General features: G+C 41.4%; 13 protein-coding genes and 1 pseudogene. 6 read left to right on the forward strand and 8 right to left on the reverse strand.

What is annotated here, in order from left to right:
* Positions 1-1,110: FecR family protein (locus tag UYI_RS0119085; protein WP_026086048.1), on the reverse strand; the 1,110-nt coding region annotated here is incomplete at its 3' end.
* Between the two features lie 492 nt (positions 1,111-1,602).
* Between UYI_RS0119085 and UYI_RS0119090 the strand changes: the two genes are divergently transcribed.
* Positions 1,603-3,033, forward strand: a complete 1,431-nt coding sequence (locus UYI_RS0119090; RefSeq protein ID WP_016868269.1) for a hypothetical protein — start codon at positions 1,603-1,605, stop codon at positions 3,031-3,033.
* A 69-nt stretch (positions 3,034-3,102) separates the two neighbouring features.
* On the opposite strand, the gene UYI_RS0119100 is transcribed toward UYI_RS0119090, so the two are convergent.
* Positions 3,103-3,921 (reverse strand): sulfurtransferase, encoded by an 819-nt coding sequence (locus tag UYI_RS0119100; RefSeq protein ID WP_016868273.1) that lies wholly within the window; start codon positions 3,919-3,921, stop codon positions 3,103-3,105.
* A 486-nt stretch (positions 3,922-4,407) separates the two neighbouring features.
* Here UYI_RS0119100 and UYI_RS0119105 point away from each other — a divergent pair, with 486 nt between their 5' ends.
* From UYI_RS0119105 to glmU, 4 genes are all read left to right on the forward strand, one after another.
* A complete protein-coding gene (locus UYI_RS0119105) occupies positions 4,408-5,346 on the forward strand; it encodes a tRNA (5-methylaminomethyl-2-thiouridine)(34)-methyltransferase MnmD (protein WP_016868274.1) in 939 nt (312 codons plus the stop codon).
* Positions 5,347-5,808: 462 nt separating this feature from the next.
* Positions 5,809-6,039 (forward strand): hypothetical protein, encoded by a 231-nt coding sequence (locus tag UYI_RS0119110; RefSeq protein WP_016868275.1) that lies wholly within the window; start codon positions 5,809-5,811, stop codon positions 6,037-6,039.
* 54 nt (positions 6,040-6,093) lie between these two features.
* Positions 6,094-7,323 carry a response regulator gene (locus UYI_RS0119115; protein ID WP_016868276.1) on the forward strand — a complete coding sequence of 410 codons (1,230 nt, stop codon included), beginning with the start codon at positions 6,094-6,096 and terminating at the stop codon, positions 7,321-7,323.
* Between the two features lie 199 nt (positions 7,324-7,522).
* Positions 7,523-8,881 carry a bifunctional UDP-N-acetylglucosamine diphosphorylase/glucosamine-1-phosphate N-acetyltransferase GlmU gene (gene glmU / locus UYI_RS0119120; protein WP_016868277.1) on the forward strand — a complete coding sequence of 453 codons (1,359 nt, stop codon included), beginning with the start codon at positions 7,523-7,525 and terminating at the stop codon, positions 8,879-8,881.
* A gap of 88 nt (positions 8,882-8,969) precedes the next feature.
* Here glmU and UYI_RS0119125 read toward each other — a convergent pair whose 3' ends face one another.
* The 4 genes and pseudogenes from UYI_RS0119125 to UYI_RS0119135 form a co-directional block, all read right to left on the reverse strand.
* Positions 8,970-9,929 carry an isoaspartyl peptidase/L-asparaginase gene (locus UYI_RS0119125; protein WP_016868280.1) on the reverse strand — a complete coding sequence of 320 codons (960 nt, stop codon included), beginning with the start codon at positions 9,927-9,929 and terminating at the stop codon, positions 8,970-8,972.
* A gap of 36 nt (positions 9,930-9,965) precedes the next feature.
* Positions 9,966-10,137, reverse strand: a pseudogene (locus tag UYI_RS35025) (DUF2256 domain-containing protein).
* Positions 10,138-10,461: 324 nt separating this feature from the next.
* Entirely contained in the window at positions 10,462-10,836 is a 375-nt protein-coding gene (locus tag UYI_RS32925) for a DNA methyltransferase (protein ID WP_235147974.1), read from the reverse strand.
* Between the two features lie 115 nt (positions 10,837-10,951).
* The gene (locus tag UYI_RS0119135; protein WP_016868282.1) at positions 10,952-13,771 is read right to left on the reverse strand and encodes a GAF domain-containing sensor histidine kinase; all 2,820 of its coding nucleotides are present in this window, start codon (positions 13,769-13,771) and stop codon (positions 10,952-10,954) included.
* Between the two features lie 90 nt (positions 13,772-13,861).
* On the opposite strand from UYI_RS0119135, the gene UYI_RS0119140 reads away from it, so the two are divergent.
* Positions 13,862-15,004 (forward strand): quinone-dependent dihydroorotate dehydrogenase, encoded by a 1,143-nt coding sequence (locus UYI_RS0119140; protein ID WP_016868283.1) that lies wholly within the window; start codon positions 13,862-13,864, stop codon positions 15,002-15,004.
* 100 nt (positions 15,005-15,104) lie between these two features.
* On the opposite strand, the gene UYI_RS0119145 is transcribed toward UYI_RS0119140, so the two are convergent.
* Both UYI_RS0119145 and cobO read right to left on the reverse strand, forming a co-directional pair.
* On the reverse strand, positions 15,105-15,839 hold the full coding sequence (locus UYI_RS0119145) for a hypothetical protein (protein ID WP_016868285.1): 735 nt from the start codon (positions 15,837-15,839) through the stop codon (positions 15,105-15,107).
* A gap of 427 nt (positions 15,840-16,266) precedes the next feature.
* Positions 16,267-16,944, reverse strand: coding sequence for a cob(I)yrinic acid a,c-diamide adenosyltransferase (gene cobO / locus UYI_RS0119150; RefSeq protein WP_016868286.1), 678 nt, complete (start codon positions 16,942-16,944; stop codon positions 16,267-16,269).
* Between the last annotated feature and the right edge of the window lie 54 nt (positions 16,945-16,998).

The following is a 16,998-nucleotide window of genomic DNA, read 5'->3' on the forward strand; positions in this document are numbered from 1 at the left end:
AGTGGAGTTAGAGGGGGGTGGTGTTTGTGGTTGTGGATCACCTGACCCAGTGGAGTTAGAGGGGGGTGGAGATGTATCTGACTTCGGTTTGTCAGTTATGTTTGGTGTTGTGGAATCAGGAACAGGTGGTGGAGTGTCTACTTTTTTTTGATCGTTTGTGTTTGTCTGTGTCGATGTATTTTGATTATTGGGGTTACTTTGAGAATTAGTAGTGTTATTGGTTGAGTGTGTATTGTTTTCTTGGTTGGTATTATCTTTTTGTTGTGCTGTGTTTGTTCCGTTGTGTCGGGTTGTCTGAGAGGAATTTGTAGAGGGTTTCGGGTTGCTATTAGGATCCTTAGAAGAATCTGAGACACTGGGGCTTAGCTTTACAAAAGATGGATTTTCGATAACTTGTTGACCAGTGATTGGTTGTTGAGAAGTCACAGCTTCGGCAGTTTCAGCCTGAACTTTTGCGATCGCTGGGTCTGAACTAGGTTGTTCCTGTCTTGGCAGATCCAACCCCCGCACCATATCGCTAGTTTCATAAAAAGTCCTTAGGTCAAAATCGTATAACCCTTGAAATTGACCCTTAACTACAACCAGCATTTGTCCTGCTTTTAATTCCTGGCTCTGGGAAGCATCTTTATTGAAAACTTCAATTCCACTATTTGTAAGTGCTGCTACAACTGTGGTATCTTTTTTCTCATCGTAGCGGACAAATAATGCTGAACCGCGAATTGCTGCTGCTGCATTTGGTGTATTTACCCGTGTTCGACCCTGTCCAGGTGGAATCAACAGCAAAACAGTACCGTTCGACAAGCGAAAATTTCGTGTCTTCGGTAGAAATCGAAATACTGCTTGTTCCCCAACTCGCGCTAAAGAACCATCGTTAAAACGCAGTTCTGCTAGGGAGGCTCTACCAGTAGACAACCCATCTCCTGGAATTATGGCATCTGACTTGCGTGCCCGACGCTTAGGTTGATTATGGGGCATGAGTTGAACCAAATTACGAAGATTTTGGATCACAGCCCTAGTTAAAGGTGTGGCAGCTGTTGCCCGTTCTGGCAAAGGCAACACCGCAGTTCCCAAGCAGCTAGCCACCAAGAATGGGAGTAATTTACGAAACATCTTTGGAGCCTCGGGTAATTTCACTAATGCCAAAGCAGTGTCAAATTCAGTTCTTATATTAAAATTTTGCTTTTACGCTTGTTAATAATCCTCTTATAGCAAGATTTTCCTATAACTTTTGTTTAAATACATTTAAATATTTAATAGATAAAAATATGCAAATTGACTATTACTAAACTACTTAAGTATTATAAGAAAATTTTTCTTGCTAACATCACTGGAGGCTTATTATAACATTCTTAGAGATTTCAGATTAAGTATAATAATCATTTACAATAACAAAAGTCGCTCAGAATACAAAATATTCATAGTACTTCACCAATTAAAAATTGGCAGATATTGGTTGATAAATGGGTTGCATTTTAAAAATTAAACCTTTTCTCCTGACCCTTTACCCTTTTCCCATCTGTCAATATTCTTTGGTGAAATACAAGGCGGGAACTTCTAAATAGGCTCATGGGTCTAATCTAATTTTTAGAAAATAGATTTAGTATGCAACTCAAGGTCTGGAAAAATTTTTTGGTCAAGTTTTTGTTGACCTCTAGTGGCATCAACTGGTATTTTTTCAGCGTTGATGCTGTAGGGGCTACAAATTTAGACTTTAGTAACTTTGGAGACCAACTAGGAGAAAAAACGCCATCCTTGCTAGTTGATCAAATTAATAATCAACCATATCAGCAGCCACAATCAGAGAGGATAAATTCAAAATCACCCTTTGTGTGGTCATTAAACTGGATGGACGGGGTAGATGTCACATTCAACGATGTAGTCCCTGAAAAAGAGGAAAATGTTCCTGTATTTTCGACTTATACTATCTTCTCTACAGGTGACTCAACAAAATTATACTCTCAGGCTACGCAAAAATTACCTTCTGTACAACCAGAGTCTACACTAAAATATGTTCCTGAGCAAATCGAGCAGCCTAATGAACTACTACAATTAGAAACACAGCCAACATATAATTCCACACCCTTATCTACACAAGCAAACCAGAGCTTGGAAGCACCAGAGATACAAAGAGAAAAAAGGCTGCAAAGATTAATACAACGCCTGCAACGAAACAGTCTACCATCATTGGAATCAAATGTTGATGATATTGATGAAGAACTTGGAAAACTGAGACTACGAGAAGTAACACCGACCCCAGAAGAACCACAACTTCCACCTATAGAACAGCCTGCAAACCAGTTTAAACCTGTAGGCTATTTACTGGCTCGTGTTGGCTACTTTTATAGCAGTAACATTTTTTCATCGGGAATTGTTCCAATTGAAGATAGTTTAATATATTCTGGACTAACGCTAGGGTCTGTATCTTTTCCTGTGGGAGAGAAGACTTTTATCAATGGGTCTGTTGATGGTTACTTAATTCGTTACTTAGACCAATCAGAATATAACTATAATCAGGTGAGATTCAATCTTAATCTTCAGCAGCGATTTACGCCGCGAATGTACGGTGAAATTGGTTGGAGCAATCAACAGCTTTTTTATGCTAGAGATAGTAATACCTTTGATGCTGGGGATCGCTTTTTGGGTGAGAACGTCCTGCGGCTAGCTGTGGGACGGCGAGATATATTCTCACAAAAGCTAACACTAGATAGCTTTTATGAATTTCGTCTGAGTCTGACTGATCCACCAGAAGATCGTAATCGAATTATTAATTTCTTTTGGCTTTCTCTTAGTTATTATTTGCAAAGGTCTCTCCAGGCTGGTGTCGATTATCAATTTAGTTTGTCCAATTTCACAGAACGCGATCGCGAAGACTTATATAATCGATTCTTTGGTCACTTAAATTATGGAATATCTAAAAATAGTAATATTAGTGTGCAAGCTGGTGTCACATTAGGTGACTCTACAGAGAATAATATAAATTTTGATGGTTGGTTTTTTGGTATTAACTATAATTTAGAATTGGGTCGATTCTAAAATAAAGTTGGTTGTTGGTTGTTGTTTGTTGTTGGTTCCAAACAACCATCAACCAATAACCACCAACTACTAACAATAACTAATCCAATCACTCCAGCTACCTGCGTAAAGTTTACCTGTGGGAATCCCTGCTAATTCTAAAGAAAGTAAATTTACACAAGCAGTGACGCCAGAACCGCAATAAACTATAATTTCTTCCGCTTGCTCTAATTGTGACCAACGGTGACGCTGTTCTGATAACGGAAGTACGTAACCTTTAGTGTCGGTGACTTCTTGCCAAGGATAGTTGACTGCACCAGGAATATGACCAGCAATTTTATCGATAGGTTCACGAATACCAAGGTAGCGATCGCTTTCTCGGGAATCTACTAAAGCAACTCCAGGTAAGTCTTTACGGCTAATTACCATTTGGCGATCCACTACCATTTGTGTTTGCATCGCGTAAATAAAATTACCTTTTTGCTCAGGTTGAGGAATGGTATCTGTAACAGGGTAGCCAGCTTTTTGCCACTCGCTGAAACCACCATTTAGCACCACCACTTGTTCGTGACCAAGATAACGCAACAACCACCACAAGCGAGAGGCAAAAGCAAGGCGAGAATCATCGTAAGCTACAACAAAAGTCTTTTGAAAATTTACGCCGATGGTTGATAATTTGTGAGCTAATTCATCAGGATGAGGTAAAGGATGTCTTCCTCCATGTTCTGCGACTGGACTAGAAAGATCCTGATTGAGGTCTAGGTAGTAAGCACCTTTGATGTGGCTGGTTTGGTACTGCTGTTTTCCCAGTTGTGGATCAGCAAGAGAAAAGCGACAATCCACTATTACGACTTGCGGATCTTCAAGATGTTCTAGTAACCATTCGCGAGAGACGATGAGGTTGGGCATAGGGGGATGGGGAGGTGGGGGTGGGGAGATATGAGGAGTGTGAGAGGTGTGAGGAATAAGTATTCAAAAACTACTAACCCTACCCTGACGGGAAGCCACTACCCTGCCTTAAGCCGCTACCTGCGGAAGCCGCTTCGCGTCTACGCGTCTACGTGTCTACGGGTTCGTCAGTCGCTCATGGGGGACTCACCGGCCCCCACGACCGACAGGGAGGAGCCAGTGCGGTGGACGGGTTTCCCGGCATAAAGCACCTGGCGTTGGGGATTGGGGGCTAGGGGCCCCCTTTGGGGTTGGGGGAGGGACCCCCCTTGGGGCGCGCTGACTCACCACTAACCACTAACTACTAACTACTAACCACTCACTACTGTACAGACGTGCCATGGCACGTCTCTACAATCAACAACCAACCACTAACTACTAACCACTGTACCAGACGTGCCATGGCACGTCTGGTACAACAATCAACAACCAACCACTAACTAAATCATGTCAGAGTTAGATAATTTTACACCCGAACTGACAGCAGATGGTTCTTTTACCTTCTTTTCCCAAGAGTTTGGTGAGGCTTTTCATAGCCATTATGGAGCTAGGCAAGAGAGTTTTCTTAAGTTTGTTGAACCTACCCAACTGGCCTTAAAAGCTAAGTATAAACCGATGCTGCGGTTGTTGGATGTTTGTTATGGATTAGGATACAACACCGCTGCTGCTTTGCAGACAATTTGGTCTGTTAATCCTAATTGTTATATAGAAGTAATTGGTTTAGAAATAAATACTGCTGTACCCCAAAGTGCGATCGCTCACCACCTATTTGAGAATTGGGGCTACGAGTATACTAATATACTTACTCATTTAGCTTATGAGCAAAAAGTACAAACCAACCGTTTACAAGCCAGGCTACTCATCGGCGATGCCAGAACCACAGTTCAGGAAGTCTACGGATTAGGTTTTCAAGCTGATGCAATTTTTCTTGATCCTTTTTCACCACCCCAATGCCCGCAATTATGGACTATTGAATTTATTCAACTACTGACTCTGTGTTTACAAAACGATGGGATTTTAGCTACATATTCTTGTGCTGCTGCTGTACGCAGCGCACTTTTAGCAGCTGGTTTACAAATAGGTTCTACCCCTCCAGTGGGTAGGCGATCGCCTGGTACTGTTGCAGTTCATAACCTGAATGGGGAGGTGGGTAGTTGGGGAGGTAGAGAGTTGGGGAGAACCATCACCCCATCATTTCCTCCGCCTCTGTCCCAAGCAGAAAGAGAACATTTACTGACTCGTGCTGCCATTCCCTATCGTGATCCACAGTTAACAGACTCTGCCGAAGTTATACTAAGGCGACGACAACAAGAACAACAAGCTTCTTCCCTTGAACCAACGTCTCATTGGCGAAAACGCTGGCAGTCAAACAATTTTGGATTTTAGAATTTGTGAAAAGTTTGTAGACACGTAAGCATCCCATTAATTTTTTAATAATAAATAATGGGTTTTGTGACGCGAATCACTGACAACCCAAGTAATTCGTCACTGCTAGATAGTGTTGACTGTAGTTTCATGATTCCCATCGACTAAATAGCCATCATGAACTGCCCACAACAACACCAATGAAGAGGGTAAACAGCAAAAGTGAATAGAAGAGTCCTTTTCCCTATTTTTCAAGTTCATCACGGGAAAGTCCCACAAACCTTACGATGAAAATACCTCTTCCCTGTTAAGAGTTCCTTGTTTTCAAGACAGTCATACCAGGTTTTGACACAAACCTTGCCATGAAAATTCTTACCTCTTGTGCCCTCTGCCTCCTGCCTTCTGCCTTATTTTCAAGACAAATCTACTCGAAGCTAAAACTGTAATTTGAATTGGTTAACTTTGAAATGAAGTTCAACGAAAATGAAATTCTCTACCCTTGCCATGTTAAGAAATCTCCGTGAAAAACCTGATTTAACATTTACACGAATTGACCATACTGGAATTACAGACAGGAAATATTGGCAGCAATATTTTATTGTTCTGAAACAAGATAAAAATCAAAAAATCATGCTGCCGATTACGACAAGCAAAATGCTTGCTCAGGTAAACCAAGCATGGAAAAATGCAGAGTTAAATACACTCAAGTACTAAACTGTTTTTTGAAGACTTATTTTGTTAACTGATTTTAAGAATTGGAGTGCCTTTGTGATTCAATGGACATCCAAGTTTGGGGGCTCTACCGAAGAAAGTGTAGGTGGTTTAAACCACCTAAACAATGTTAATAATATAGATGCTAATTATGCTGTAGCATTACCAAATGCAGAAAATTATTCTTTGGACTTATCTAAACAAGACCTAAACGTTAAACAGACAGGAGCCTTATCCTGTTGGAGCAAACCTTGTGTTAACTTTGGTTACAATGCTCTGGAATCTAAGATACAACCAGGCAAAGGTTCTAAAGTGAATGGTTTTGATTCGGATGCCCCAAAAGTCTTAATCGTAGATGACCATGCAGCTAGTCGCATGACTGCTGTAGCCCTATTGGCAATGGAAGGCTATGAAGTAATTGAAGCAGATAGTGGTTCTACCGCCGTTGAATTAGTAACCCAAAAGCAACCGGATTTAATTTTGCTAGATGTGATGATGCCCGGTTTAGATGGGTTTGAAGTATGCCAGTTGCTCAAGCAGAATGAGCATACACGACTCATACCAATAATTTTTGTCACAGCTTTAAATGATCGGCGATCGCGGATTCGAGGTATAGAAGTCGGCGCAGACGATTTTTTAAGTAAGCCTTTTGACCGTGTAGAATTGGCAGCGCGTGTCAAATCTTTGGTGAGACAAAAGCGTCTGAATGAAGATTTAGACCATGCTGAACAAGTTTTGTTTTCTATAGCGAGGTCAATTGAAAGCCGCGATCCCAATACTGGCGATCATTGTGAACGGCTAGTAAAACTGGGAAAGGCTTTTGGTGAATACTTGAATCTCTCACGGAATCAAATTCGGGATTTAATGTGGGGTGGTTATCTCCACGATATTGGTAAGGTAGGTATTCCTGACTCTGTGTTACTCAAAAAGGGAAAACTTACCCCCGAAGAATGGAATATTATGAGGCAGCACGTTTTGATTGGTGAAAAAATTTGCCAACCATTACGCAGTATGCAGGGTGTGATTCCCATTATTCGCCACCACCATGAACGTTGGGATGGATCAGGTTATCCTGATGGACTCATACGGGAAAATATTCCCTACCTAGCACAGGTCTTTCAAATTATTGATATTTATGATGCCCTAACTAGCGAACGACCTTACAAGCTAGCCTTTTCTCCAGAGGAAGCACTCGCTGTCATGCAAGAAGAAACAGCAAAGGGTTGGCGTAATCCCCAACTAATGCAGCAGTTTGAAGAATTTATTCGTAATTCTAAACAACAGTAGTAGTTGTTGTTTGTTGGTTGTTGTTTGTTGATTGGACAATCACTAATAACCAGCTAATTCTAAGCAATAAAAAATTCCTAACAACTATCAACTAACAACTATCAACTACCAACCACTAACTTATAAAGTGGTATGATTTGAGCCTGAATCTTAAAGTACCAAGCTTAATCAACGCAATTCACTTGGCTGATAGCTAATTATGGTAGTTGTAGCAATTTTAGCGGCAGGACGTGGGACACGGATGAAATCCAACCTTCCCAAAGTTTTGCATTCTTTGGGTGGGCAGTCACTTGTCGAGAGAGTCATCGAAACTGTCCAACCACTTTCGCCTTCACGACAGATGGTAATTGTGGGGTACCAGGCTGAAGAGGTGAAAGCAGCCATGCTTTCAATTCCTGATTTAGAGTTTGTAGAACAGAGTGTGCAGTTAGGAACAGGTCATGCTATTCAACAATTACTTCCTTACTTAGAGGGGTATAGCGGTGATGTATTGATACTTAACGGTGATGTACCTTTACTACGCACTGAAACTCTGCAAAATCTCTTGCAAATACACCAAGAAAAACAAAATGCCGCTACTATTTTGACTGCTTATCTAAGCAATCCCAAAGGCTATGGACGGGTTTTTTGTGACGATCATAGTATTGTGCAGCAAATCGTAGAAGAAAAAGATTGTACTCCTGCCCAGAGACAAAATTGCTGTATCAATGCAGGGGTGTATTGCTTTCGTTGGCAGGATTTGGCCAAAGTATTGCCGCTTTTACAAGCTAATAATGCCCAAAAAGAATATTATCTAACTGATGCCGTTACTCAAGTTTCTCCAGTGATGGCAGTAAATGTAGAAGATTACCAAGAAATTTTGGGTATCAACGATCGCCTACAGCTAGCTTCTGCCTACGAAGTTTTGCAAAGGCGCATCAAGGAAAAATGGATGGTCGCAGGTGTTACTATCATTGATCCTGCTAGTACTACAATTGATGATACTGTAGAGTTACAGCCAGATGTAATTATTGAACCGCAAACTCACTTACGTGGAAATACAGTCATTCAGACTGGCAGTCGCATCGGGCCTGGAAGTTTAATTGAAAATAGTCAGATTGGTGAAAATGTTACTGTCATGTATTCAGTAGTGACAGATAGCATTGTCCAAGCGGGTAGCCGTATTGGCCCCTATGCCCATTTACGCGGACATGCAGAAGTTGGTAGTAAATCTCGGATAGGAAATTTTGTGGAATTGAAAAATACTAAGTTGGGTGAACACACCAATGTTGCCCACCTATCTTACTTAGGCGATACTACTACCGGAAACCAAGTCAATATTGGTGCAGGTACTATTACTGCTAATTACGATGGTGTGAAAAAACACCCAACTAAAATTGGCGATCGCACAAAAACAGGCTCTAACAGCGTTTTAGTTGCCCCCATTACTTTGGGAAATGATGTCTATGTAGCAGCTGGCTCCACAATTACAGAAGATGTCCCTGATGGTTGCTTAGTAATTGCGCGCCAGCGTCAAGTTGTGAAACCAGAGTGGCAACAGAAAGGGACTGGGGAATAGAGGGACGACTTGGCGGACAAGGAGGACAAGGAGGACTTTCTCCCCCCTCTCCCTTATCTCCCAATCCGCAATCCCTGATTCCCAATCCCTAATTCTCAATGCAGCCAACTTCTGTACCTTCAGGAAGTTCTAGTGTGTCACCTATTTTTTCGCCGTCGTGAAAAGCAGCGAGTAAGGCTTGGCTAGTTTTTCCCCAAGCGATCGCACCACTAGCATCTAGTGCGATCGCTCCAAAATCCCGCTTGTTCTCATGCGCCTCTGCAAATGATCGCTTCATGGCTTCTTTAAGAGACATACCATCCGTGACACGCACCACAATCCTTGCTGCTAGGCACTCATCAATGATGTCTTCTCCAATACCAGTACAACTAACGCCAGCATATTTGGTAGCATAATTACCAGCAGGCATCGCAGAATCACTGACGCGCCCAATCCTTTCAAAACCCTTACCACCAGTAGAAGTACCAACTACTATCTGACCTTCAGTATCTAAAGCTACAACACCAATTGTGCCACGACGAGCGCTACTAGTTTCCACTAGTTCTGGCTCTGCTACCACCCCAGCCATTGCCCTTTTAAAGTTTTGCTGGCGTTCTTGAATCCACTCTTGTAAGCGCAAATCAGTCAAAGCGTTGTAGCTAGGAATTTGTAATTCCCGCGCCAACTCAGCCGCACCATAATCTGACAGTACCCGGTCTGGAGAACTTTGCAAAGCTTTTGCCAAATCGATGGGATTTTTCACCCGTGAAACATTGATTACACCGCTAAAGCTTTGGGTTGAGCCATCCATCAAAGCTGCACTCATGCGGATTTGACCATCTGATTGCAGCACTGAACCAGTACCCGCATTAAAACGGGGGTCATCTTCTAACATTTGACACCCCCGCACCACTACCTCCTTAGCAGTTACACCGGAAAGTAAAAGAGAATACACTTCTTCTATTACTTTATAAAGCGAATGGCGCACTGCCTCTACTCCGCCTTTTCCATGTAAAGAACTACCAGCCCCCCCATGAATAATTAACTTAGGTTGCACCTGTGTCTTCATCTCCTCTTGATTTGTGTAATTTAAGTCCAAGTATTTTTACGATTCATTATTTTCATCTTGAGCCGTAGAACGACGACGACGGCAGCGTTCCGAACAGTATTTCACCTCATCCCAACAATCTGCCCACTTTTTTGCGCCAAGAAAACGGACGCTGACATACCGGACAAATTTTTGTAGGCAAGTCAGATTTAGAACGGCTACGTGCCATATTTCTACTGTGCAGATTAAAAATTGATTTCACTTGAGATGGAAATCAATTATAGCTGTTTGTTACAAATGTAGATGACTTTTAGAATTCAGAATACGGAATTGGGAATTGCAAATTCATCAATTCTGAAATATCTAGGTAAAGTCCTTGGCTGGGTAATTAAAAATTTGAAACCCTGATTTTGAATGACTAAGTATAAGCAATTATTCGTGAATTTATTTGTATATTTATTTACTTTATAATAAACAGTATTTTCTTCAGCCAGATACTAAGTATACATAGACCAATGAGCAAAAGTACCAATTGCCGCGAGTTGGGGAAAGGTTAAAGGGGAAATTCTTGTGCCAGATAAAACCCAAGTCCGCCTTTTTCTTTTGCTTTACACAGAGCAACAACCAGTTCAAAGTGGTAGAGAGAACGAACTGGCATTCCCTTAATCCAACTGCCACCAATATCAATAACCAATGAGCCTGTTGGTTTAAGAATACGGTAAAATTGTGCTGCAAAATCTTTAAACCATTCCACATATTCATCAGCATCAACGTTTCCGTATTCTTTTTTACGAACAAGTGCAAATGGTGGAGATGTACAAATCAGGTCGATACTTTCATCGGGAATACCTGCCATTAATTCCAAGCTGTTTCCCAAATAAGCCGCGCCGAATCTTGTTTCGTAGCAAGGGTCACAATTAAATCTCATATCAACCTTTTTAGTACGGTTGTACTCTCAATAAAGACAGCATTATCCATAAAAGCATAAGTTTTCCAACTGTTAGCTATTTTTTTCCAACCCCTTCAACTTTTGCCTTCCGCTTTCAACTACTAGCTAAAGGTAACAATAAGCGACTGACTACCCGACGATCTGGTAATTGATAGAAATGCAATTCTCCGCCAAGTTGCTGCATGAGTTTTTGGCAGATTAATAGATGTAAACCGGGTAATTGCTCAAGCCTGGAGGGAGCAAGTATATCTTTCGGTGTATCTTGATGGAGTTCTGTCAGTAATTGTGATTCAATATCACCATTATCTGTAATGGATACTTCTAGGAACTGTTCATCTAGGCGACGACACCAAATGTCTATTCTGCCACCAGTTGTGGAACGTTGACAGGCGCAAACTAGTAACTCATGCAGAATCAATTCTATTTTTACAACATCACCAGCGATCGCTAAGGAAGAGTGAGGCAGAAGCGAATAATTTTTGGATGATTCTTCACCTTCCTGTTGTCCCAAACCATGCACACCTACCCATAGTCTTTGTTGTTTAAGTAAATGATCAACCCGTTCGAGCGATCGCTTTAATAAACTAGCGATGGGTACGGTTTCCCAACTCATCTGCAACTGCCATAGTTCCAGTTTTAATAAGGCTGTCATGGAAGCTGTGGTGTTATCTAATTGCCGTAGCAGCTGCTGGTAGCGCATGTGAGTTAGTTCGTTAGCAGGAATACCCAAATCATTCATTTGCAGAAGTAACTGTGTCACGGTTCTTTGGATATCTTCTAAACGGCGATGTTTATACCAATTGAGTTGTCTAAGTTCTTCTGTCCGAGACTCTAACATTTGGGTAATTTGCAGCCATCGCCGTGACCAAGCTAGTTGACAAATTAGAGTTTCTGTGGTTTTTAAACTATCTTCTAACCATTGACGTTGCCAATGGTCAGCTATGACTACCACACCTGTGGGTTGATAATCAGCAGTAGTGCGTAATGCCATCACTAAAATTTGACCAATGCCAGCACCACTCAACCATTTTTTTGTAGCAGGAGGTAAATCATTAGCTGTGATAGGCAATAATTCCTCACTGAGTAACGCCCATTGAATTAAAGCTTCAGTTTGAAGTGGGATTGGCGTATTGATGACAATCTCAAATTCGGAATTGGCAATGACTCCAGGTATAATTTTTGCCACATTTTCTCCCGGTTGCCAAGATAACAGGATCGTTAATGAACAATTGAGAATGACAGCGATTTGTTCTAGGGCTGTGCGTTCTAGATGCTGGATAGGTTGTGTTGGAGAATCCTGGGATTGCTCTAGAATGCGAAGACATTGCTGAAAACTTTGCAAAATTTTCTGCTGCTGTTCAGTTTGGTGATGCAACTGCCATTGGCGGATAGTGACACCAATTTGTTGAGCCACAACCTGGACTAATTCTTTTTCTATTGATGTCCAACTACGATGGGTTTCTGTGGCTAAAGCTAACAGTACTTTCGGTTCTTGACCAAAAGCGCAGTTACAAACTACAAGCGATCGCACACCATTTTCTAATAAGTGAGGATGCCAATTAAAAAACCGTAAATCTGTTGCTAAATTCTCAATTGCTACTGCTTCCGTAGAACGTAATAAAAGCTGACAATCCACATCTTTGAGAGCTTCCAAAGAATACGTTAGAGGACGACGATTATGTGGTTGATTTTGGTAAAAAATTTGATAATTATTTTGTTCAGGATTGTAATGCAGTAACAAAAACCGAGTTGCAAGCAAGCGTTGTAAAACTTTTGCGGCACAGAGGTCTAAAATTTCTTGAATGTCATAATTACTATAAATACCTTGGGCAATCTCACTAGTTAAATAGGCATCATTTTGAATTTGTTTGATAGTACTTTCTGTCTCTTCTAGAGGCGCCACCAGAGAAGTTAAACCAGCAACAGTCTTAGTAAAGTTTTTTTCTGCCTCTGTCCAGATGCGCGATTCAGTACTTTCTACAGTCAAAAAGCCCAGTAAATCCTTTTGCCAGATAATTGGAGCGGCTAACAGACTACGTACTCCAAAACGTTGCAGCAACTTCACTGTGAAATTACTTTTTAAAGAACTGCGTCCTTCGCCAATCCAGACAATTTCATTGACTGACAAAGCAATATAAAAATCACTAAGTTCGTGTACTGTAATTTTTGCTGTTGTTTCCTGATAGTTTTTTTTGTTACTTAATCGCCGCCAAAAGTAATAGCCTTCCCTGTCAAACCAGTAAATATTTGTACGGGTAGGTAGAATAAATTCTTGCGTAGCTTCTACGACTGTTTCTAATCTTTTTTCTAGATGATTGAGAGCTTGTAAATTATTTAGTAAACGTAGTAATGGCTCGTCGAGGCGCTTGGTTTGCTTGTGCTGCAAATCCATTTCTTTTTCATAAAGTGCAGCCCCCAATTCACCTACAACCATCATCAACCTGGCTCTGGCTTCTCCACCCAACAAGTAACCCCAGCGTTCAGAACCGAGTAATACTAAACCCAAACAGCGGTTTTTATAGCAAATAGGAACTACTATTGTTCCTTGGATATTTAATTGTTGTGCTAAATGTTGCCATGCCTCAATCCGAATTTCTGCTCGTAAATCAGCTACACCCAAGGGGCGCTGTTCAATTACTACTTGCTCTAACAAATCTCCAGGATTGAGAACTACCCGTTGTTGTAAATAACTGGTGTTACCGCTAGGGGTAACGCCACCTTGCCCAAACAACATATGATTGAGGCGATCATAAAGAGCAATCCAAATTAGGCTGTATTCAAACTGCTCTTGCAGATAGGAAATTGTGGTTGCAATCAGAGCATCAACATGATCTTCTTCCCTGAGACTTTGCAGAACTCGTCCCAAGGAAATGATTTGTTGTTCGGCGGCTGTAAGTTTTTGTTGCTGCCTCATCTGATTACCGTTAAACTTTGCTTGCTAATATATAAGATGCCCAGATCAAACTTCCAAACAACAAACAACCATAGTTAAAATCAAGCAAATTTGGATATTTATCAAGCTTTAATTCGTCCGTTTTTCTTTGATCTGCTCGATACAGATCCAGAGTGGTTGCACTATTCAACGATTCGTAGTCTCAGTTGGCTGGCAAACAATAAGCATCGCCCTCCTGCTAGCTGGATTGCCAAACGGTTACAAAATTCTTTGTCTATTACCGATAAAAGTTTAGAACAGACGCTGTTTGGGCTAAACTTCCCCAACCCCGTAGGCTTGGCGGCTGGATTTGATAAAGATGGGGTTGCCACTAGTATTTGGTCGAGTTTTGGTTTTGGTTTTGCAGAAGTAGGAACTGTAACTTTTGTTGCCCAACCGGGTAATCCCCTTCCCCGCTTATTTCGCTTACCTTTAGACAAAGCCGCTCTCAATCGTATGGGCTTTAATAATAGTGGTGCTGCCGCAATGGCGGCGCGGTTGGCAGCATGTAAACAACAGTTTCCTCCTGCCATACCTATTGGTATAAATTTAGGCAAATCTAAGGTAACACCATTAGAAGCAGCAGCCGAAGATTATCTTAATAGTTTTCGCTTACTCAAAGAATTGGGAGACTACTTTGTGGTGAATGTTTCGTCTCCCAATACTCCTGGTTTGCGATCGCTCCAAGATGCAACCATGCTGAGTTCGATCTTGGCAGCATTACAAACAGAAAATAATACACAAAAACCTATTTTTGTCAAGATAGCGCCAGATTTAGAATGGGAAGCGATCGCTGACATTATTTCCCTGGCTCAAACCTATCAATTAGCAGGAATTATTGCCACTAACACCACCATTCGTCGTGATGGATTAAAAACACAGGTGATTGCCAAAACAGGCAAATCACCACAAGAAGAAGCGGGTGGAATTAGTGGTATGCCAGTGCGCGATCGCTCTACAGAGATAATTCGGTTTATTTGGCAGCAAACTCAAGGAAAAATACCAATAATCGGCGTTGGTGGTATTTTTACCCCGGAAGACGCCTGGGAGAAAATTACTGCTGGTGCTTGTCTTGTCCAAGTCTATACAGGCTGGATTTATTCTGGCCCATTGATGATACGCGGTATTCTCGAAGGGCTGCTTGCTAAGTTAGAACAAACAGGATTAAACTCCATCTCCCAAGCAGTGGGTTTGGAAGTAAAAAGTACAAAGTGAGTCAATTAAGTTATCAGTTATCAGTAGTAGTTGTGAACTGAATAAATGGTAACTGTTTATTGTTCACTGATTTCACCCTTCATCCTTCATCTTTCATCCTTCAACTCTTCTCTTCTAGAGGAAAAAACTCCTTAGTTTTTGGTGAATATCTCCAGGCGATGCCATCTGGATCTTTGCTACGACTCCACTCAGGAAAGTCTGGATCGTCTCTTCTTTTATATACAGTACTAGAATACACATTGAGACGTTTCGCTAATTCTGATTGAATTAGTGAACCAAAAATTAGTTGTTGTTCTAACGGTTTTTTGGCTTCCTCTTGATGGGTATGTGATGGAGTTTCTGTTGTTTCTGTTTCTGCTTCTTCTTGCTGTACTTGCTTAGGCGGTGGTGCCAGCAATTCCATCATTATCGTAGACCTTTGATGAGGAAGTTCTTTCACTGGTTCACTACTATCAAAGATGCTGCCGAGAGTACTGGCAGTGATAAAGTAATACACCTTACCACCGTCTTCTGAGTTAACAATACTGCCAGCAAATTCTGCTAATTTTCCATCCAGATAGCGTTTTGCCGCTTCTCCAGAAAAATTCCCCTTAATTGCCAAATCCATTGGTGTAATTTTGCCTTGATTTTCTCGAATCAATTGATTGAACAGCGGGTTAACTTGCAAACACCATCTTTGCCATTGATAGCGCTGCCAAATATTGAAAGCCAAACCCACAAAGATTAACGCCAACCAAAGTCGCCAGGTTGCGACTAGGAAAATAATTAAAAACGATATCGGCAAGAGCAGAACTAGGTATCCTCTGCCATAGTCTTCTATTTTGTTTTCACTCATGCCCATGTTTGCCAAATGACTCTTAGGGAAATAATATTATCTTGGCAAAAATCTGGACAAAAATTTGTAGTTTTTGTATTTTTGCCAAAAATTTTCCTGGCAAAACTGAATTTTCCACGAGGGAGGTGGGGAACTGGGGAGGTGTGAGGGGTATGAGAAGTGTGAGGAGTGTGAGGAGTGTGTAGACGCCCGGAGGGCGGCTTCAAGGTGGAGTACCCAGAGGGCTTCCCGTAAGGGTGGAGTGTGAGAAGAATAAATAGTAACAAATGACCAATGACAAATGACCACCAACCACCAACCACTAACCACTAACCACTAACCACTAACTACTAACCACTAACCACTAACTACTAACCACTAACCACTAACTACTAACCACTAACCACTAACTACTAACTACTAACTACTAACCATTGACAATTGACAATTAAAATTCAATTCCTGGTTGAGCTTTTACACCTTGGTCACGGAAAGGATGCTTCACCAATGTCATTTCTGTGACTAAATCAGCACGTTCAATCAAGGCTGGAGGTGCGCCTCTACCTGTGAGAATCACGTGATTATCAGATGGTTTTTGCTCTAAACCCAGCAAAATTTCTTCTACACGCAAATATCCAAGCTTAATCGCAATATTGATTTCATCTAATAACACTAGCTTAAATTCTGGGTTGCGGATGTATTCTAATCCTTTTAGCCAAGCGGCTTGTGCTTTTTCCAGATCGCGATCGCGATCTTGGGTTTCCCAGGTAAAGCCTTCGCCCATAGCGTGAAATTCTAACTGGTCTGGCCAAAGACTGAAAACCTTTTTTTCTGAAGGTTCCCAAGCACCTTTGATAAATTGGATGATCGCCACTTTATACCCATGACCGAGCGATCGTAATATCATTCCTAAAGCCGCAGTCGTTTTTCCTTTGCCATTGCCAGTGTGAACTATAATTAATCCTTTTTCTGGTATTGCCTGCGCTATGCGTTGATCTTGTACTTGCTTGCGTCGTTGCATTTTTTGGCGATACTGTTCATCTGTGAGGGTTGAGGATGACGCTTTCTCCATTAAGCGATCGGCTTCTGTGTCTGGGTTAAGGTCAGCAGATTTGTCGGTATTCATCTATGATTTTTTTGGAAGTAATATATAGGTTAATGTTAAGTTCTGATGTAGATT

Source organism: Fischerella muscicola PCC 7414 (assembly GCF_000317205.1).
In the GTDB taxonomy this organism is placed as follows: Bacteria; Cyanobacteriota; Cyanobacteriia; order Cyanobacteriales; family Nostocaceae; genus Fischerella; species Fischerella muscicola.

Excerpts from the sequence above, each read along its gene's own strand:
- UYI_RS0119090 (WP_016868269.1), top strand. The coding sequence starts at position 1,603 with ATGCAACTCAAGGTCTGGAAAAATTTTTTGGTCAAGTTTTTGTTGACC.
- UYI_RS0119100 (WP_016868273.1), bottom strand. The coding sequence starts at position 3,921 with ATGCCCAACCTCATCGTCTCTCGCGAATGGTTACTAGAACATCTTGAA.
- UYI_RS0119105 (WP_016868274.1), top strand. The coding sequence starts at position 4,408 with ATGTCAGAGTTAGATAATTTTACACCCGAACTGACAGCAGATGGTTCT.
- UYI_RS0119110 (WP_016868275.1), top strand. The coding sequence starts at position 5,809 with ATGAAATTCTCTACCCTTGCCATGTTAAGAAATCTCCGTGAAAAACCT.
- glmU (WP_016868277.1), top strand. The coding sequence starts at position 7,523 with ATGGTAGTTGTAGCAATTTTAGCGGCAGGACGTGGGACACGGATGAAA.
- UYI_RS0119125 (WP_016868280.1), bottom strand. The coding sequence starts at position 9,929 with ATGAAGACACAGGTGCAACCTAAGTTAATTATTCATGGGGGGGCTGGT.
- UYI_RS32925 (WP_235147974.1), bottom strand. The coding sequence starts at position 10,836 with ATGAGATTTAATTGTGACCCTTGCTACGAAACAAGATTCGGCGCGGCT.
- UYI_RS0119135 (WP_016868282.1), bottom strand. The coding sequence starts at position 13,771 with ATGAGGCAGCAACAAAAACTTACAGCCGCCGAACAACAAATCATTTCC.
- UYI_RS0119145 (WP_016868285.1), bottom strand. The coding sequence starts at position 15,839 with ATGAGTGAAAACAAAATAGAAGACTATGGCAGAGGATACCTAGTTCTG.
- cobO (WP_016868286.1), bottom strand. The coding sequence starts at position 16,944 with ATGAATACCGACAAATCTGCTGACCTTAACCCAGACACAGAAGCCGAT.